The organism is Streptomyces sp. NPDC006208, assembly GCF_040613775.1.
GTDB lineage: Bacteria > Actinomycetota > Actinomycetes > Streptomycetales > Streptomycetaceae > Streptomyces.
In genome coordinates this window covers 150,124-168,195 of record NZ_JBEXSW010000011.1, presented here as the reverse complement: position 1 = coordinate 168,195, position 18,072 = coordinate 150,124, and the positions used below count along the sequence as shown (strand labels likewise).

Here is an 18,072-nt window from a genome sequence, read left to right as displayed (position 1 = left end):
GCATGGGGCACACTGGACGTTTGGCCTTACCGAAAGGGCGCAGGTGTGAACGGTCCACTCATCGTCCAGAGCGACAAAACCCTCCTCCTCGAAGTCGACCACGAACGGGCGGACGCCTGCCGTCGTGCCATCGCCTCCTTCGCGGAGCTGGAGCGTGCCCCCGAGCACATCCACACCTACCGCGTCACCCCGCTCGGCCTGTGGAACGCCCGGGCCGCCGGGCACGACGCCGAGCAGGTCGTGGACGCGCTCGTCGAGTTCTCCCGCTACCCCGTCCCGCACGCCCTCCTCGTCGACGTCGCCGAGACGATGGCCCGCTACGGCCGGCTCACCCTGTCCAAGCACCCCACCCACGGGCTGGTGCTGACCACCACCGACCGGCCGGTGCTGGAGGAGATCCTCCGCTCGCGGAAGGTCCAGCCGCTGGTCGGCCCCCGCATCGACCCGGACACCGTCGCCGTGCACCCCTCCGAGCGCGGCCAGATCAAGCAGACGCTGCTGAAGCTGGGCTGGCCTGCCGAGGATCTCGCCGGTTACGTGGACGGCGAGGCGCACCGGATCGATCTGGACGAGTCGGGCTGGGCGCTGCGGCCGTACCAGAAGCAGGCCGTGGAGGGTTTCTGGCACGGCGGCTCGGGTGTGGTCGTGCTGCCGTGCGGCGCCGGAAAGACGCTGGTCGGGGCCGGTGCGATGGCGCAGGCGAAGGCCACCACCCTGATTCTGGTCACCAACACGGTCTCGGCCCGCCAGTGGAAGCACGAACTGGTCAAGCGCACCAGCCTGACCGAGGACGAGGTCGGCGAGTACAGCGGTGCGCGCAAGGAGATCCGGCCCGTCACGATCGCCACGTACCAGGTGCTGACGACGAAGCGGAAGGGGGTCTACCCCCACCTGGAGCTCTTCGACTCCCGCGACTGGGGTCTGATCGTCTACGACGAGGTGCATCTGCTGCCCGCCCCGGTCTTCAAGTTCACCGCGGATCTGCAGGCCCGGCGCCGTCTGGGCCTGACGGCGACGCTCGTACGGGAGGACGGCCGCGAGTCGGACGTCTTCTCGCTCATCGGGCCGAAGCGTTTCGACGCGCCCTGGAAGGAGATCGAGGCGCAGGGCTACATCGCGCCCGCGGACTGTGTGGAGGTGCGGGTCAATCTGACCGACTCCGAGCGTCTGACGTACGCGACCGCGGAGCAGGAGGAGAAGTACCGCTACTGCGCGACGACGGCGACCAAACGGCGGGTGACGGAGGAACTGGTCCGTAAGCACACGGGGCAGCAGATCCTGGTGATCGGCCAGTACATCGACCAGCTCGACGAGCTGGGCGAGCATCTCGACGCGCCGGTGATCAAGGGCGAGACGCCCAACGCGCAGCGCGAGAAGCTCTTCGACGCGTTCCGCAACGGCGAGATCAGCGTGCTGGTGGTGTCCAAGGTCGCGAACTTCTCGATCGACCTGCCGGAAGCGACGATCGCCATCCAGGTGTCGGGCACCTTCGGGTCGCGCCAGGAGGAGGCCCAGCGTCTGGGCCGGGTCCTGCGCCCGAAGGCGGACGGCCACAAGGCTCACTTCTACTCGGTGGTGGCCCGCGACACGATCGACCAGGACTTCGCCGCGCACCGGCAGCGGTTCCTGGCGGAGCAGGGGTACGCGTACCGGATCGTGGACGCGGACGAGCTGCTGTCGGAAGGCTGACGGGCGGCCGGTCCATGAGCGCGAGGAGCGGGCCGGGGACCGTCACGGTCTTGGCCCGCACCCCGTGTCGCGGCGCGGCGGCGGTCCCGACCGGCGACGTGCGAGGTACTGGGGTTGGCTCAGGGGCCTGCCTCGGCGGCCTGCCTCAGGGGCCGGTCTCAGCGGCGCCTCGGCGGCCGGTCTCAGCGGCCGGTCTCAGCGGCGGCGGACGCCGGCTTCCTCGGCGTACTCACCGAGGACGGCGACGCTGAACACGGCCTCGGCGTAGACCTTGACGGCACGCAGTGCGTTGCCGACCCGGTGCGAGGAGTGCGGCGCGGCGCCGGTGGCGGTCGCGCCGTCGCGTGGGTGGGGGACGCGGACTGTGGGATGGAGGGTTGCTGCGCTCATGACTCCATGATGGTTTTCCGCCACCCGCCGGGCATCGGGCTGTGGGCTGAATCCCGGGAGGGTGCGCGTACGACTCCAGACAGAGACCGCCCCCTACGGGATAGGCCCTGCGGCGGACCCCCGGGTCACCCCCGAGGCCGGACCCACGACCGGACGCGTGGAAAACCGTTCGCGCCGGTGCCCAGAGGCTGACTACACTCGCGGGCTTCCCCGCCTCCTCCGACCGACATCGAGGAGCGCCGCCGCCCGGACGGAAACCGGCCGGTTCGCCATGTCGTGTTTCCCGCATCACCAGCCGGAGGCAAACCCGTGCCCGCGCACGCCCCTGTACCGGACGTTTCCGCCCCCGCCCGCGGCGGCGCTCCCGTCGATTCCGATTCCGTCGATTCCGCCGATCCGCTCGGCCGTGAGCGCGCCCATCTCGCCGCATCGCGGGCCGCGCTGCGCGCGATGCGCGAGGACGTCGAGGCGCTCGACATCAAGGACGTCACCGCGAACTGGGTCAACGCCAGGGTGCTGGAGGCCCAGATCGAGGAGCGCATCAAGGCGCTCGCCGATCTGTCCCACACCCCGCTGTTCTTCGGCCGCCTCGACCATCTGCACACCACGCAGGAGGGGCAGCGCTTCTACATCGGCCGCCGGCACGTCCATGACGCGGACGGCGACCCGATGGTCATCGACTGGCGTGCGCCGGTCTCGCAGCCCTTCTACCGGGCGTCACGCAAGGATCCGCAGGACGTCGGCCTGCGGCGCCGCTTCGGCTACACGGGCGGGGATCTCACGGCGTACGAGGACGAGCACCTGACCGACCCGGGCGAGGCCGAGCAGACGTCGAAGCTGCTCCAGGCGGAGATCGAGCGGCCGCGCGTGGGCCCCATGCGGGACATCGTCGCGACGATCCAGCCGGAGCAGGACGAGATCGTCCGCAGCGGCCTGTCCGGCACGGTGTGTGTGCAGGGCGGCCCCGGCACCGGCAAGACGGCCGTCGGCCTGCACCGGGTCGCCTATCTTCTCTACGCCCACCGGGAGCGCCTCGCCCGCACGGGCACGCTCGTCATCGGTCCGAACCGTTCCTTCCTGCACTACATCGAGCAGGTCCTGCCGGCACTCGGCGAGCTGGAGGTGAAGCAGGCGACGGTCGACGACCTGGTGGCGCACGTGGAGGTGCGCGGCACGGACGTGGCGGCTGCGGCCGTGGTGAAGGGCGACGCGAGGATGGCGCAGGTGCTGCGCCGGGCTCTTCGCTCGCACGTCACGATGCCGGCCGAGCCGGTGGTGGTCGTACGGGGCTCGCGGCGGTGGCGGGTTCCGGCGTACGAACTGGAGGAGATCGTCCAGGAACTGCTGGACCGCGACATCCGCTACGGCGCGGCGCGCGACGCCCTTCCGCAGCGGATCGCACACACGGTGCTCGTGCGCATGGAACAGGCGGGCGAGGCGCCGGACGACCGGGTCCAGGACGCGGTGGCGCGCAACGCGGCGGTGAAGGCGGCGGTCAAGGCGGTGTGGCCGGCGGTCGATCCGGCGAAGCTGGTACTGCGGCTGCTGTCCGACGCCGAGTTCCTGGCGGCGCATGCGGACGGGATCCTCACCGCCGAGGAACAGGCCACGATCCTGTGGCAGAAGCCGGCGCGGAGCGTGAAATCCGTGAAGTGGTCGGCGGCGGACGCGGTGTTGATCGACGAGGCGACCGATCTGGTGCAGCGGACGCAGTCGCTCGGCCATGTCGTGCTCGACGAGGCGCAGGACCTGTCGCCGATGCAGTACCGCGCGGTGGGCCGGCGCTGCACGACGGGTTCGGCGACGGTGCTCGGCGACCTTGCGCAGGGGACGACGCCCTGGGCGACGGCCAGTTGGCAGGAAGCACTGTCCCACCTGGGCAAGCCGGACGCGGCGGTGGAGGAGCTGACGGCGGGCTTCCGCGTCCCCCGGGAGGTCATCGCGTACGCCTCCCGCCTGCTTCCGCACATGTCGCCGGGACTGGCCGAGGTCCACTCGGTGCGTGAGTCGCCGGGGTCGCTGTCGGTACGGGGGTCGGCGGACCCGGACGCGGATGTGGTCGCGGCGTGCGTGGAGTCGCTGCGGCACGAGGGCTCGATCGGCCTGATCGCGGCGGACGAGCGCGTCCCGGCGCTCGCGGATGCGCTGCTGGCGGCGGGCATCGGGTACCTGTCCCCCGGCGAGGAGACCACGCCGGACACCCGCCTCACCCTGGTCCCGGCATCGCTGGCGAAGGGCCTGGAGTACGACTACGTGGTCCTGGACGACCCGGCCTCGGTGGTCTCGGCGGAACCGGACGAGAGGACGGGCCTGCGTCGCCTGTACGTGGCGCTGACGAGGGCGGTGTCGGGCCTGACGGTCGTTCACGGTGCGCCGCTGCCGGTCCAGCTCTCCGCCGGCGAACCCGTTTAGCGCACCTGCCTCCCACCGGAACTGCCCGTGGGCCGGGCGGTCATGGAGCAACGGCTCCTTCGGCTCGCCGACCCGCGTCCGCACCCGTATGCGCTCGGTCCCGGTGATGCCGTCGCGGCCGTCACCCGCCGGGCGCGTATTCAGGAGTGCGGCAGTTGCGCGCAACGGCGCACAGGGCTGATCGCATCACCAACGGGGGTTGGTGGCTCGGTCGGCGGATCCCGGTCCGGCCCGGAGGGATGGTCCGCCCCTTCGATCGCTCCGGCACACATCCGGTGCCTCGCATGCGCGTCACGTGCGTGCGAGGCCTTCGGCTGCCGGATTCCCGGGCGTCAGAGACGTTCGATGCCGGCGCCTGTCGGCGTCACGCGTCCAGCGCCGCCCGCCACTGGCGCACCGCGTGCGCGGCGACCGGCCCGTCCCATCCGCCCGGCCTCGCCGCGCCACCGATGTGGAAGGCGTCCACGCCCGCCGTGCGCAGGGCGGGCACATGGTCCAGGCGCAGCCCTCCGCCGACCAGCAGACGGGGCTCGTAGCCCGGTTCGCCGCCGCGTGCCGCTTCCGCGAGGAGCGTCGGCAGTCCGTCGTCGACGCCCGTCGGCGAGCCGGCTGTCAGGTAGGTGTCGAGGCCCGGCAGGTCCGCGAGCTGCTTGCGCAGGGAGTCGCGGTCCGCGGCGTGGTCGATGGCCCGGTGGAACGTCCAGCGGCATCCGTCCAGCGCCGCCATCAGGCGCTCCACCGTGACCAGGTCCGGATCGCCCGTCTCGTCCAGGAAGCCGAGCACGAACTCGTCCGCGCCCTCCGCCCGTAGCCCCTGCGCCACCTGCACCAGGGCGTCGGCATCCGCCGGGGTGCCCGCAAGGAAGCCGTCGGCGAGACGCAGCATCACACGCAGCGGGATGTCGACGGCCGCGCGGATCCTCGCATACGTCTCGCGCGACGGGGTCAGCCCGTCCGCGGCCATGTCGGTGACCAGCTCCAGCCGGTCGGCCCCTCCGGTCCGGGCTGCGACCGCGTCCTCGGCATCGAGGGCGATCACCTCCAGCAGTGCTCGGTTGCTCATGGGGCCTGTTCCTCCAGGTAGCCGACTACAGCGACAGGTCTAGTCCAATAATCCAGCCTAATGCCCGGGCCACGCATTGGCAGCCGCGGGAACCGGTCTCCCTTCACGCCACCCTTGGGCTTCATACGGGTGGGGGGTATATGGTGAAGTGAAAGTCATACCTCCGAGGGGTATGAGCCCTCAGGACCGCGCAGGAGGCTCGGACCCATGCCCCACCCTTCCGTCACCGCCCCCCGCGAGATCGAGCTGGTCATCGGCGGCATGACCTGCGCCTCCTGCGCCGCCCGCATCGAGAAGAAGCTCAATCGCATGGACGGCGTCACGGCGACGGTGAACTACGCCACCGAGAAGGCGAAGGTGACCTTCACCGGACTGGTCGGAGTGGCCGATCTCATCTCCACCGTCGAGGCCACCGGCTACACGGCGGCCGAGCCCGCACCCCCGGAGCCCCTGGAGCCCGAAGCCACCGCACCCGCGGAGCCCGACGAGCTCCGCGCGCTGCGCGAGCGGCTCGTCACGGCCGTCGTCCTCGCCGTCCCCGTCGTCGCGATGGCCATGATCCCCGCGCTCCAGTTCCCGTACTGGCAGTGGCTGAGTCTCACCCTCGCGGCCCCGGTAGTGACCTACGCCGCCTGGCCCTTCCACCGCGCCGCGTTCACCAATGCCCGCCATGGCGCGGCCACCATGGACACCCTCGTCTCGCTCGGCACCTCGGCCGCGTTCCTCTGGTCCCTGTGGGCCCTGTTCTTCGGTCACGCCGGTACGCCCGGCATGACCCACCCCTTCGAGTTCACGATCAGCCGCAGCGACGGCGCGAGCAGCATCTACCTGGAGGCCGCGGCCGGCGTCACCGCCTTCATCCTCGCCGGGCGGTACTTCGAGGCCCGCTCCAAACGCTCGGCGGGCGCCGCGCTGCGGGCGCTGCTCGAACTCGGCGCCAAGGAAGTCACCGTGCTCGCCTCCGACGGCCGGGAAGTCACCGTGCCCACGGCCCGGCTCGCCGTCGGCGACCGCTTCCTGGTCCGCCCCGGCGAGAAGATCGCCACCGACGGCACCGTCGTCGAGGGCACGTCCGCCGTCGACACCTCGATGCTGACCGGCGAGTCCGTCCCCGTCGAGGTCACCGTCGGCGGCTTCGTCACCGGCGCCACCCTGAACGCCGGCGGCCGTCTCGTCGTCGAGGCCACCCGCGTCGGGTCCGACACCCAACTCGCCCGGATGGCCAGGCTGGTCGAGGACGCCCAGAACGGCAAGGCCGCAGCCCAGCGACTCGCGGACCGCATCTCCGCCGTGTTCGTACCCGTGGTGCTCGTCCTCGCGCTCGCCACCCTCGGCGCGTGGTGGGCGCTCGGCGAGGGCTGGACGGCCGCGTTCACCGCCGCCGTCGCCGTACTGGTCATCGCCTGCCCGTGCGCCCTGGGCCTGGCCACCCCGACCGCCCTCCTGGTCGGCACCGGACGCGGCGCCCAACTGGGGATCCTGATCAAGGGCCCGGAGGTCCTGGAGAGCACCCGCAAGGTCGACACGGTCGTCCTCGACAAGACCGGCACCGTCACCACCGGCCGGATGACCCTGCTCGCCGTGCACGCGCCGCACGAGTCGGAGACCGAAGTGCTGCGGCTGGCAGGCGCGTTGGAGCACGCGTCCGAGCACCCGATCGCCCGGGCCGTCGCGGCGTGCGCGGCCGAGAAGGCCGGCCCGTTGCCCGTGCCCGAGGACTTCGTGAACGTGCCCGGGCTCGGCGTCCGAGGCGTGGTCGAGGGCCACACCGTGATCGTCGGCCGCGAACAGCTGCTCGCCGGGGTCCCTCATGCCGGAGGCCAGGGGAAGGAGTTGGACCTGCCTGCCGATCTCGCACGCGCCAAGGCGGAGGCCGAGGCCGCGGGACGTACGGCGGTGATCGTGGCCTGGGACGGCCGGGCGCGCGCCCTCCTCGAGATCGCCGACGCGGTCAAGGAGACCAGCCCCGAGGCGATCCGGCGGCTGCGTTCGCTGGGGCTCGCCCCGATCCTGCTGACCGGCGACAACCGGGCGGTCGCCGAGGCCGTCGCGGCCGAGGTCGGCATCGCCGCCGAGGACGTGATCGCCGAGGTCCTGCCCGAGGACAAGGTCGACGTGATCAAGAAGCTCCAGTCCGAGGGCCGCAGCGTCGCCATGGTCGGCGACGGCGTCAACGACGCCGCCGCGCTCGCCCAGGCCGATCTCGGCCTGGCGATGGGTACGGGCTCGGACGCCGCGATCGAGGCCGGCGACCTCACGCTCGTACGCGGTGACCTGCGGGCGGCCGCGGACGCGATCCGGCTGGCGCGCAGCACGCTCGGCACGATCCGCTCGAACCTGTTCTGGGCCTTCGCCTACAACGTGGCGGCACTCCCGCTCGCCGCGGCGGGCCTGCTCAACCCGATGATCGCGGGTGCGGCCATGGCATTCTCGTCGGTCTTCGTGGTCGGAAACTCGTTGCGGCTGCGGGGGTTCAAGGCCGCCGTCTGACGCGCGGCGCCGCCCGGTGTGTCCGGCAACGGCGGGACGGCACCCCGCTGCAAGCGGCATCCCGACCGTGCGCATCGTGGAGCCGTCCCTCTAGAGTCGCGTCATGACGGACCGCGTCCCCTCCGCAGACCACGACCGCTCCGCGGACCACGACCGCTCCGCGGACCACGACCGCTCCGCGGACCTCCGCGCCCGCTGGGCGCGGTCCCTGACCGCAGCCCGTGCGGGGGCGGCGGACGCGCCCGATCCGCTGCCGTACGCCGACAACCTGCTGGCCCGCTGGGCCGAGCCGCAGCGGCGCTACCACACCACGGACCACCTGATCGCGGTCCTCGACCACATCGACACGCTCGCGTCCCACGCCGCCGACCCCGATCTGGTCCGCCTCGCGGCCTGGTTCCACGACGCGGTCTATCTCCCCGACCGCTCGGAGAACGAGGAACGCTCGGCCCGCCTCGCCGAGCGCGGCCTCCCGGAGGCCGGACTGAGTCCGGCCGCCACCGCCGAGGTCGCCCGGCTGGTCCGCCTCACGGTCACGCATGCCCCGGCCGGCGACGACACCAACGGCCAGGTCCTGTGCGACGCGGACCTGGCGATCCTCGCGGCGCCCCCGGAGCCGTACGCCGCCTACACCACGGCGGTCCGCGAGGAGTACGGCTTCGTCCCGGAGGACGCCTTCCGCGCGGGGCGTGCCGCGGTGCTGCGCCAACTGCTGGAGCTGCCCCGGCTGTTCCACACCCCGTACGGCGAGCGGGAGTGGGAGACGCGGGCCCGCGCCAACCTCGGGACGGAGCTCGCACAGCTCACGTCCTGACCGGCTCCCGCCCCGCGGTGCCGCGGGTACGTCAGCAGAAGGAGACGACCAGGCGGACGTGGTCGTCAGAGGCGCTGCTCGTCGTCGAGATCACGTCGAAGAGCAACGCCAAGGACGACCGGACCAAGAAGCTCTGGGCCTACGCGCACGCGCCCGTGCCCACGTAGCTGCTGATCGACCGGTTCGACGAGCACGGCCCGACGGCGACGTTGTTCACCCAGCCGCAGAACGGTGCGTACAAGCACGCCGAGCGGGTGCGGTTCGGTGATCAGGTCAAGCTGCCCGAGCCGTTCGACGCCGTTCTGGACACCTCGGCGTTCCCGGGCCGATCATCGCGACGCCTCTTACGCGGGACGGTTCTTGGGCCTGCGAAGCCCCGCGTCCGTGATACGGCGTACGAGCTCCTTGGAGCCGATCTCGACCGCGCCCGCCGACACCGCGTCCCCGTACCTGTGCGACGGGACGTCGTAGTGGTCGCGTTCGAAGGCGCGCGGCGGGCAGCCGATCCCCGCCGCGAACGCGTGCAGCTCCTCGAACGACACATCGCTGACCATGTGGGACCACATGCGGCCGTGCCCCGGCCAGGTCGGCGGGTCGATATAGACCGTCACCGCGGTCCGCCGCCGCTCACGCCGCCCCGCCCGCCGTCACCACAGCGCCCCGACCGGTGCCACGACCACCCCCGCCTTACCGCACACCCAGTGCGGGTCCGGCCCCAGCTCAGGTTCCACGTCGAGCGCGTGCGGGTCGCCCGCGTCGCACACCGGGCACAGCGGCCACCGCCCGTAGCGCTCCAGCAGCGCGTCCTGGACGTCCTGGGCGATCAGGCCGGCGACGTACTCGATGCCCTCGGGCCACTGCTCGACCCACCAACGGCGGTGTGCCACCGCGTCCTCGACGAGGGAGACGACATCGGCCTCGGCCACGTCACGGGCGGCCAGATCGGCGAGCACCAGCGCACGTGCGGCATGCAGGGCCTGCTCGAGAGATTTCGTGCCGTCCATGAAGCCATTGTCACCCGGGACCGCGTCTCCAGGACCAGGGGGTCTTGACGGCACCCGAAATTCGAAAATATCTTTCAGATGTGACCAATCCAGTGAAGGAAATTTTCAACGGGGAGGCACCACCGGCCCCCGCAGCCCTCGCGGCCAAGGTGCGCACGCTCTCGCCGTCCATGACCCGCTCCATGCAGCGGGTCGCCGAAGCCGTCGCCGACGACCCGGCAGGCTGCGCGGCCCTCACGGTCACCGGTCTCGCCGAGCTCACCGGCACCAGCGAGGCGACCGTGGTCCGCACCGCCCGGCTGCTCGGCTATCCCGGCTACCGCGACCTGCGCCTGGCGCTCGCCGGTCTCGCCGCCCACCAGCAGTCCGGCCGCGCCCCGTCCGTCACGGCGGACATCGCGGTCGACGACCCGATCGCCGACGTCGTCACCAAGCTGGCGTACGACGAGCAGCAGACCCTCGCCGACACCGCCGCCGGGCTGGACACCGTGCAGCTGGGCGCGGCCGTCGCCGCCGCGTCGACCGCACGCCGCATCGACATCTACGGGGTGGGTGCGTCGTCCCTGGTCGGCCTGGACCTCGCCCAGAAACTCCTGCGCATCGGGCTGATCGCGCACGCCCACACCGACCCGCACCTCGCCGTGACGAATGCGGTGCAGCTCCGTTCCGGCGACGTCGCCATCGCGATCACCCACTCCGGATCCACCGGCGACGTGATCGAGCCACTGCGGGTCGCCTTCGACCGGGGAGCGACGACGGTCGCGATCACCGGCCGCCCGGACGGCCCCGTGACGCAGTACGCCGACCATGTACTGACCACCTCCACCGCCCGCGAGAGCGAGCTGCGGCCGGCCGCGATGTCCTCGCGCACCAGCCAACTGCTCGTTGTGGACTGCCTGTTCATAGGCGTGGCACAGCGTACGTACGAGACGGCGGCCCCCGCCCTCGCCGCGTCGTACGAGGCTCTGGCGCACCGCCACAGCCCGCGCACGCGCTGAATCCTCCGCACCCGGACCGAGAAAGCAGAGCCGCACCACATGCCCTCCACGTACGACGAACTCCGCGCCCAGCTGGCCACCCTCACCACCGAGGCGTTCCGTCCCGAGCTCGCCGACATCGACCGGCTCCCCACGCTCGAGATCGCACGGATCATGAACGCCGAGGACGCGACCGTGCCCGCCTCGGTGGCCGCGCAGCTTCCCGCCATCGCCGCCGCGATCGACGGGACCGCCGAGCGTATGTCCCGCGGCGGCCGGCTGATCTACGCAGGCGCGGGCACGGCGGGCCGCCTGGGCGTGCTGGACGCGAGCGAGTGCCCGCCCACGTTCAACACCGACCCGTCGGAGGTCGTCGGCCTGATCGCGGGCGGCCCGACGGCCATGGTCAAGGCGTCGGAGGGCGCGGAGGACAGCAAGGAGCTGGCGGCGGCCGACCTGGACGAGCTGAGGCTCACGGCGGACGACACCGTGCTCGGCATCTCGGCATCGGGCCGCACGCCGTACGCCATCGGCGCGGTGGAGCACGCCCGGGCGCTGGGCGCGCTGACGATCGGGCTGTCCTGCAACGCGGACAGCGCGCTGGGCGCGGCGGCGGACCACCCCATCGAGGTGGTGGTCGGCCCCGAACTGCTCACCGGATCCACCCGGTTGAAGGCAGGCACGGCGCAGAAGGTCGTCCTCAACATGATCTCGACGATCACGATGATCCGCCTCGGCAAGACGTACGGAAACCTGATGGTCGACGTCCGCGCCTCCAACGACAAGCTGCGCGCCCGCTCCCGCCACATCGTGTCGCTGGCGACGGGAGCGTCGGACGCGGAGATCGAATCGGCACTGGCCTCGACGGACGGCGAGGTCAAGAACGCGATCCTGACGCTGCTGGCCGGGGTGGACGCGGAGACTGCGTCACGCCTGCTGAAGGAGAGCGCGGGCCACCTGCGCGCGGCCCTGTCAGCGGCGTCCCACGCCTGACGCCGCCGCCGCGCCCTTGCCGTTCGCCCTCGCGGCTCCTGCCCCTGCGCTGAACCCGGGTACCCGGCCGGATGGATTGACCCATACGGATCGGTCGACTACCCCTGGTTACTGATAGACGGCGTGTTGCAACCGAAAGCAGCAACAGTTCGACGGTGCCCGGGACAAGCTCCCACTCGGGTTTCGGATTCGGAATCCCCAAACCGATGGGAAACAGGGAGCAAGTGCATGAGTCCTGACAGCACGACGCGGTCCCGGCTTGGGCCCCTGCCTCGGCGGAACAACTGGACGGTCGGCGGCGCGATCGCCTCGCTCGCGCTGGTCCTCGCGACCGGAGCGGCCAGTCCTGCCGGCGCCGCGGCGCAGGGCCCAGGTGACCACGTGAGCGCGTCGGTCAGCGCAGACGGCAAGGAGAAGTGCAAGGGCGGACCAGCCGCTCAGGTTCTGCTGGCGTTCGGCGACAGGTACTGCTATCGGGGTCCGACCGGCCCCACCGGTCCCACCGGCCCCACCGGCCCGCAGGGTGACCCGGGCGACCCGGGCGACCCGGGTTCCACCGGCCCCGCCGGCGTCACCGGCCCCACCGGCCCCACCGGCCCCACCGGCCCCACGGGACCTGGAGCCGACATCGACCTTGAACGATTCGACGGGCCACTCGAAACTGTGCCCGCGGGCGGAGTCAGCACCAGTACGGCACTGTGCCCGGAAGGCTACGAGGCGATCTCCTGGGGCTTCACCAGCTCCAGCCAGGTTTTCGTCGTCCCGGGCGCCGCCATCAAGGTGGAAGGCTCTCCTGAGGGCTGGATCGTCTATGGCACGAACTCCACCACCGCGGACGGCCTGATCCAGGCCTTCGTGTACTGCGACGCACCCTGATGGCGTAGCCGTATGCGGGTGCCGCGAGGGGCCGACTCCGTGACCGGGGCCGGCCCCAGAGCGTGCCCGCCGCCCTTGCTCGTTCGTCATCGGCCAGGCCCCGGACGAGGCGGCCGTCGCCGCGCGACCCGGCGGCGACGTGAAGCTGCCACCCTGTGGGATGCCGAGGCATCAGCACTGTGCAGCCCCGCGAGCCGGGACGCAGCCCCAGTTCCGGACGCCCGCCTGGGCGCAGGGGGAGAGGTGGGAGACATGCCCCCGCAGCGCACGCCCCCACCCCACCACCCGGCGGCTACGCCGCCCCCGCCCCCGTCCGCTCCGTCACCGACACCCTCCCCTTGCGGATCGTTGCCAGCCTCGACGCCCTCTTCGACAGCGTCGAGTCATGGGTGACCAGCACGAACGTGAACGCCTGCTCCCGCCACAACCCCTCCAGCACCTCCATCACCTCGTCCCGCATCGACTCGTCGAGGTTCCCCGTCGGCTCGTCCGCCAGCAGCACCGCGGGCCGCTTCACCAGAGCTCGCGCGATCGCCACCCGCTGCTGCTGCCCGCCCGACAGCTCGCCGGGCAGATGGCCTCCGCGCTCTCCCAGGCCCACCGACCCCAGCGCCTCCTCCGCCCGGGAACGCCGCGCCTTGGCCCGCAGCCCCAGCGGCACGAGCGCCGTCTCGACGTTCTCCTGCGCCGTCAGTGTCGGAATCAGGTTGAAGCTCTGGAAGACGAAGCCGATCTTCTCCGCCCGGACCCTCGTGAGCCTCGCCTCCGGCAGCGTCGCGAGATCCGTCCCGTCCAGGACGACGCTCCCCTCCGTCGGCCGGTCCAGCCCGCCCAGCATCTGGAGCAGCGTCGACTTGCCGCCACCTGTCGGGCCCTGGATCACCAGCCGCCCGCCGTCCTCGATCGTCAGGTCCACGCCGTCCAGCGCGGTCACCGACTCCTTGCCCCGCCGGTAGCGCTTGGTGACGCCACTGAGCTCATACATCTTCAACTCCTGTTGTACGTGAGTGAGTACGTGACCAAATCGGCTACTCGACCCGGCGCAGCGCATCCGCCGGCCGCAGTCGCGACGCACGCCACCCGCCGAAACCGCCCGCCACCAGCCCGCCCGCCACGGCGAGCGCGACCGCCAGTGCGATGGTCATGAGCGAGACCGGCGCGCTCAGCGCGATGTCCAGGGCGCGGCCGGCCGTCTCCTGGCCGGGCCCGCCGGGGCCGCCGCCGAAGACGACCCGGCCGCCGGCCGCCGCGCCGCCACCGCCGAGCCCACCACCCAGCTCCGCGGTCAGCGTCGGGCTGAACGTCGTGATCAGCCACGCCCCCGCCAGCCCCAGACCGATCCCGAGCGCCCCCCCGACCAGCCCGTTGACCAGTGCCTCGCCGGCGACCTGCCGGGTGACCCGGCCGCTCTTCCAGCCCAGCGCCTTGAGCGTGCCGAACTCCCGAACCCGCCGGCTCACCGCCGCCGACGTCAGCAGCCCCGCCACCAGGAACGCCGCCGCCAGCACCACGATCGACAGCCACCTGCCGACGCCCGACGCCAGGTCGGACGCGGTCGACAGGGACCCGGAGACCGTTTCGGCGAGGTCCGCCGACGTCGTCACCGTCGTCCCCGGGATGTTCTTCCGGATGGTCTGCTTGACGCCGTCGATCCGCTGCGAGTCGGACGCCTGTACGTAGACCGTCGTCACCTTGTTCTTCGCGTCGGCGAGCGTCTGCGCCTGCTTCAGCGGCAGATAGACATTGGCCGCCGCGTCCCCGCTGTCCGCCGTCGCGATGCCGACGATCTCGTACTTCGTCCCGGAGACGGTGAGCTTGTCGCCGACCGCGAGCTTCTTCTCCTTGGCGTACGCGCTGTCGGCCACGGCCACCTTGGCGTCGGTCTCGCTCTCCTTGAACGTCCGCCCCGAGGTGATCTTCGAGGATGTCAGCGGGCCGAGCCCCTGATGCGAGACATCCGTTCCGTACACGGTGTACGAGTCGACGTCGAACGCCGCCCCGCCCCCGCGCACGGCCCCGCCGCCGCTCCCGCCGCTCCCTCTGCCGGAACCGCCCGGCTGCGCCGGCATCGCCTGCGCCTCGCCCCGCTTGAACTGCCCGTTGACCTTCATCACGCGCAGGCTCAGCCCGCCGACCGCGTCCGCGACCCCGTCCTGCTTGCCGACCTTGTCCACCGTCGAGGCTGCCAGCGTCTCGAACCCCTGGACCATCACCAGGTCCTGGCTCTGCTCGGCGTCGTCGTCGTTGTCCTTGGCGTCGAACTCGAACCGCGGCCGCCGTACGGTCTCCCCTTCCCCCGGCGGCGACGCGGCCTTGGTCACGGTCATGTCCGTGCCGAGCCCGTACAGCGATTCCAGGACCTTGTCCTGGGCGCGGTTCATCCCGGACGACACCGAGTTGACCACGATGACCAACGCGATCCCGAGGGCGAGCCCCGAGGCGACGACGAGCGCCGCCTTTCTGCGGCGGCGCAGTTCGCGCCGGAGGTAGGTGAAGAACATGGCGCGAACGTAGGGAAGCGAGGTGATGGGGAGTTGAGCCCGCCATGAGAGCCGCATGAGAACGGCAACACGCTCCGTGCGACAAACACCCGGCCCAGCGGTTCAATGGACGACATGGGTCTCCGGCGACGCGCGGGACGCCACCGAAGCAGAGCCGTGTCCGCAGCGGGCCTGGCCTTCCTGCTCGCGGCCACGTGTGCCACGACCGCCACCGCCGCAGCACCCACCGCCGCGACACCGACGGCCACCCGCCAGCCGCCCCCGCAGCCCCCGCCCCAGCTCACCCAGGCCAAGGTGGACAACGCCGTTGCCAAGCTCGACGGCATCGTCCGGGACGGCATGCGCAAGACCGGCGTCCCGGGCGTCGCCGTGGCCGTCGTGCACAAGGACCGCGTGGTGTACCTCAAGGGCTTCGGCGAACGCCAGGTCGGCAGGCCCGGCGCCGTCGAGCCGGACACCGTCTTCCAGCTCGCATCCCTCTCCAAGCCCCTCGCCTCCACCGTCGTCGCCGACGCCGTGGGCGACAAGGCCGTCACCTGGGACGAACCGGTCACCGGACATCTGCCCGGCTTCGCGCTGAAGGACCGCTGGGTCACCGATCACGTCACCGTCGCCGACCTCTTCTCGCACCGCAGCGGTCTGCCCGACCACGCGGGCGACCTGCTCGAAGACCTCGGCTACGACCGGGACTACATCCTCGGGCGCCTGAGCCAGGAGCCGCTGGCACCGTTCCGCGCGAGCTATGCGTACACCAACTACGGTGTCACCGCCGCCGCTGAGGCGGTCGCCGAAGCCAAGGGCACCACCTGGGAGAAACTCGCCGAGGACAGCCTGTACGGCCCTGCCGGCATGAACTCCACCAGCTCGCGCTTCGCCGACTACGAGAAGGCCTCCAACAGGGCGGTCACGCACGTCGACAACGGCGACGGCACCTGGGCCGCGAAGTACGTACGGGACGCCGACGCCCAGTCCCCCGCCGGCGGAGTCAGCTCCACCGCCGAGGACATGGCCCGCTGGGTACGCCTCCAGCTCGCGAACGGCAAGCTCGACGGCAAGCAGATCGTCCCCGCCGCGCCCCTCGAACGCACCCACCTGCCCGAGATCGTCTCCCAGCCCCCGGCCACCCCCACCGGCCGGACCGGCTTCTACGGACTGGGCTGGAACGTCAGCTACGACGACCAGGGCAGGCTGCGCCTCAGCCACTCCGGCGCGTTCGCCCTCGGCGCCAACACCAATGTCACCCTGCTGCCGAGCGAGCAGCTGGGCATCGTCGTCCTCACCAACGGGATGCCGGTCGGCCTCGCCGACTCCATCGCGTTCAACTTCTTCGACACAGCCCAGTACGGCAAACCCACCGCCGACTGGCTCTCCCTGATCGGAAAGGTCTACGAGCAGGAGGAGGCAGAGCTCAGGTCCCCCACGGACTATGCCGAGCCGCCGCCCGATGCGGCTCCTGCCAGGCCCGAAGGCGCCTACCTCGGCACCTACCGCAACGACTACTACGGCCCACTCCGGATCACCGCCGCCGGCGGCGCCCTGATCATGCAACTCGGCCCGGACAGGATGCGGTTCCGCCTCACCCACTACGACGGCGACACCTTCAGCTTCCGGACCGTCGGCGAGAACGCGGTCGGACTCTCCGGCGTGACCTTCTCCGGCGACCTCGACGGCAAGGCCACGCGGGTACGCGTGGAGAGTCTCGACCGGAACGGCCTCGGCACCTTCACCCGCGACTAGTGCTCCAGCAGCGTTTCGCTGTCTGGCCTGGTAGGGGGCATCGTCCTGAGTCGAGGCAACTCTTCCCCCGCTGTCGGCGTCTCGGTCATTGATCACCCGACGACTGAACACGCCTATGAGGAAGGCAGGATGGCCACCAGAGACACCACAGAAGTGAAAGGCTCTGGACGAGTCCTCGGCGGCGAAGAGTGGGGCGTCGTCATCCTCGTCCTGGCGGTCGCTCCGTACCAGCTCCTCATCCGGGACAACGCAGAGAAGGCATGGCTCGTCTTTCTCGCCGCCTGTGCCGGTTCCGCCGTCCTCCTCGTCGCGGCCTTCTTCATGAGGTGGAAGCCAGGACGGTTCACGGCAGTCATGCTCACAGCCCTCGGCGCCGTAGGGGCAGCGCTCGCCTTCATGGCCCCAGAGGCTTTCCCGTTGACGTAAGGAACGCACGCTGCTGACCAGCCCAGAGGCATCGTCCGGAGTGCAGTTGGCCGATGGCGCGTCAGGGGCGGTCTTGACGGACTGCCGCTGCCGCAATTACCGCTGGCTGCTTGCCGAGTTCGCCGGGCGGCAGACGGCCCACCGGCCGAGAACGGGCACCACGCACCGTCACCGAGCCGGCCCTGTCGCGATCCGCCGCGCCCGGCGAGGACCGCTCACGGCAGACGACCCTCCGCGTTGATCTCCCGTACGCGCGCCCGCAGCACCTCGCCCGGCCCGGCCGGCCGGAGCGTCTCGACGGGACAGTCCCACTCCAGCCCTCCGCCGGGCGGCCGAAGTTGGATGTACGTCCCGACGTGCCCCATCACCTGCCCCACGCGCCCGTCGCGGCGGTCCACGGCGTACGTGCCCGTCCTGGGCACCTCGGCCGTCACGGCCTGAGCCCCTGGAGGACGGCGGCCAGCCGAAGCGCCGTGTCCAGGTTGCAGCGTCCCAGGTCGACCAGCGGATAGGGCGTATCGCTCGCCAGCGACACGAGGTCGACCCGGAGCGAGGGCAGCGTCACGGCCACCACATCGAGACCGTCCCTGAGCTGGGCCAACACTTCCTCGGCGGCCCGCAGCCGCTCCGCCGGTCGCACGACCATGATCTGGAACCTCCACGCTGAGTGTTCACTTTCCCTACACAGCGTGGTCGACGG

Annotated in this window: 18 protein-coding genes; 10 read left to right on the top strand and 8 right to left on the bottom strand. The window is 71.4% G+C overall.

All coding sequences use genetic code 11. The annotated features are described in order from the left end of the window. Positions 1–45 precede the first annotated feature (45 nt). Positions 46–1,689 carry a DNA repair helicase XPB gene (locus ABZ208_RS11715; RefSeq protein WP_356909308.1) on the top strand — a complete coding sequence of 548 codons (1,644 nt, stop codon included), beginning with the start codon at positions 46–48 and terminating at the stop codon, positions 1,687–1,689. Positions 1,690–1,884: 195 nt separating this feature from the next. On the opposite strand, the gene ABZ208_RS11710 is transcribed toward ABZ208_RS11715, so the two are convergent. After that, on the bottom strand, positions 1,885–2,079 hold the full coding sequence (locus ABZ208_RS11710) for a hypothetical protein (protein WP_356909307.1): 195 nt from the start codon (positions 2,077–2,079) through the stop codon (positions 1,885–1,887). Between the two features lie 441 nt (positions 2,080–2,520). Here ABZ208_RS11710 and ABZ208_RS11705 point away from each other — a divergent pair, with 441 nt between their 5' ends. Further along, on the top strand, positions 2,521–4,491 hold the full coding sequence (locus ABZ208_RS11705) for a UvrD-helicase domain-containing protein (protein WP_356909335.1): 1,971 nt from the start codon (positions 2,521–2,523) through the stop codon (positions 4,489–4,491). Between the two features lie 364 nt (positions 4,492–4,855). On the opposite strand, the gene ABZ208_RS11700 is transcribed toward ABZ208_RS11705, so the two are convergent. Beyond that, positions 4,856–5,554 (bottom strand): copper homeostasis protein CutC, encoded by a 699-nt coding sequence (locus tag ABZ208_RS11700; RefSeq protein WP_356909306.1) that lies wholly within the window; start codon positions 5,552–5,554, stop codon positions 4,856–4,858. 207 nt (positions 5,555–5,761) lie between these two features. Here ABZ208_RS11700 and ABZ208_RS11695 point away from each other — a divergent pair, with 207 nt between their 5' ends. The 3 genes from ABZ208_RS11695 to ABZ208_RS11685 all read left to right on the top strand — a co-directional run bounded on the left by ABZ208_RS11695 (position 5,762) and on the right by ABZ208_RS11685 (position 9,025). Further along, entirely contained in the window at positions 5,762–8,044 is a 2,283-nt protein-coding gene (locus ABZ208_RS11695) for a heavy metal translocating P-type ATPase (protein ID WP_356909305.1), read from the top strand. A 103-nt stretch (positions 8,045–8,147) separates the two neighbouring features. Next, entirely contained in the window at positions 8,148–8,858 is a 711-nt protein-coding gene (locus ABZ208_RS11690; protein ID WP_356909304.1) for a hypothetical protein, read from the top strand. A 17-nt stretch (positions 8,859–8,875) separates the two neighbouring features. Continuing rightward, the gene (locus tag ABZ208_RS11685; RefSeq protein ID WP_356909303.1) at positions 8,876–9,025 is read left to right on the top strand and encodes a hypothetical protein; all 150 of its coding nucleotides are present in this window, start codon (positions 8,876–8,878) and stop codon (positions 9,023–9,025) included. Between the two features lie 177 nt (positions 9,026–9,202). On the opposite strand, the gene ABZ208_RS11680 is transcribed toward ABZ208_RS11685, so the two are convergent. After that, positions 9,203–9,469, bottom strand: coding sequence for a DUF4031 domain-containing protein (locus ABZ208_RS11680; protein ID WP_356909302.1), 267 nt, complete (start codon positions 9,467–9,469; stop codon positions 9,203–9,205). 36 nt (positions 9,470–9,505) lie between these two features. Next, a complete protein-coding gene (locus ABZ208_RS11675) occupies positions 9,506–9,862 on the bottom strand; it encodes a hypothetical protein (RefSeq protein ID WP_328399179.1) in 357 nt (118 codons plus the stop codon). Between the two features lie 80 nt (positions 9,863–9,942). Between ABZ208_RS11675 and ABZ208_RS11670 the strand changes: the two genes are divergently transcribed. From ABZ208_RS11670 to ABZ208_RS11660, 3 genes are all read left to right on the top strand, one after another. Next, positions 9,943–10,860, top strand: a complete 918-nt coding sequence (locus ABZ208_RS11670) for a MurR/RpiR family transcriptional regulator (RefSeq protein ID WP_356909301.1) — start codon at positions 9,943–9,945, stop codon at positions 10,858–10,860. A gap of 39 nt (positions 10,861–10,899) precedes the next feature. Further along, entirely contained in the window at positions 10,900–11,832 is a 933-nt protein-coding gene (gene murQ, locus ABZ208_RS11665) for an N-acetylmuramic acid 6-phosphate etherase (RefSeq protein ID WP_356909300.1), read from the top strand. Between the two features lie 228 nt (positions 11,833–12,060). Beyond that, positions 12,061–12,708 (top strand): hypothetical protein, encoded by a 648-nt coding sequence (locus ABZ208_RS11660; protein ID WP_356909299.1) that lies wholly within the window; start codon positions 12,061–12,063, stop codon positions 12,706–12,708. A gap of 292 nt (positions 12,709–13,000) precedes the next feature. On the opposite strand, the gene ABZ208_RS11655 is transcribed toward ABZ208_RS11660, so the two are convergent. Both ABZ208_RS11655 and ABZ208_RS11650 read right to left on the bottom strand, forming a co-directional pair. Beyond that, the gene (locus ABZ208_RS11655; RefSeq protein ID WP_356909298.1) at positions 13,001–13,693 is read right to left on the bottom strand and encodes an ABC transporter ATP-binding protein; all 693 of its coding nucleotides are present in this window, start codon (positions 13,691–13,693) and stop codon (positions 13,001–13,003) included. Positions 13,694–13,736: 43 nt separating this feature from the next. After that, the gene (locus tag ABZ208_RS11650) at positions 13,737–15,209 is read right to left on the bottom strand and encodes an ABC transporter permease (RefSeq protein WP_356909297.1); all 1,473 of its coding nucleotides are present in this window, start codon (positions 15,207–15,209) and stop codon (positions 13,737–13,739) included. A gap of 105 nt (positions 15,210–15,314) precedes the next feature. Here ABZ208_RS11650 and ABZ208_RS11645 point away from each other — a divergent pair, with 105 nt between their 5' ends. Further along, the gene (locus tag ABZ208_RS11645; RefSeq protein ID WP_356909296.1) at positions 15,315–16,946 is read left to right on the top strand and encodes a serine hydrolase; all 1,632 of its coding nucleotides are present in this window, start codon (positions 15,315–15,317) and stop codon (positions 16,944–16,946) included. Positions 16,947–17,075: 129 nt separating this feature from the next. Further along, a complete protein-coding gene (locus ABZ208_RS11640) occupies positions 17,076–17,372 on the top strand; it encodes a hypothetical protein (protein WP_356909295.1) in 297 nt (98 codons plus the stop codon). A 215-nt stretch (positions 17,373–17,587) separates the two neighbouring features. Here ABZ208_RS11640 and ABZ208_RS11635 read toward each other — a convergent pair whose 3' ends face one another. Both ABZ208_RS11635 and ABZ208_RS11630 read right to left on the bottom strand, forming a co-directional pair. Then, positions 17,588–17,806: a hypothetical protein gene (locus ABZ208_RS11635; RefSeq protein ID WP_356909336.1), complete on the bottom strand. Its 219-nt coding sequence runs from the start codon at positions 17,804–17,806 to the stop codon at positions 17,588–17,590. Beyond that, entirely contained in the window at positions 17,803–18,018 is a 216-nt protein-coding gene (locus tag ABZ208_RS11630) for a hypothetical protein (RefSeq protein ID WP_328399173.1), read from the bottom strand. The genes ABZ208_RS11635 and ABZ208_RS11630 overlap by 4 nt, the downstream gene beginning before the upstream one ends. Positions 18,019–18,072: the final 54 nt, after the last annotated feature.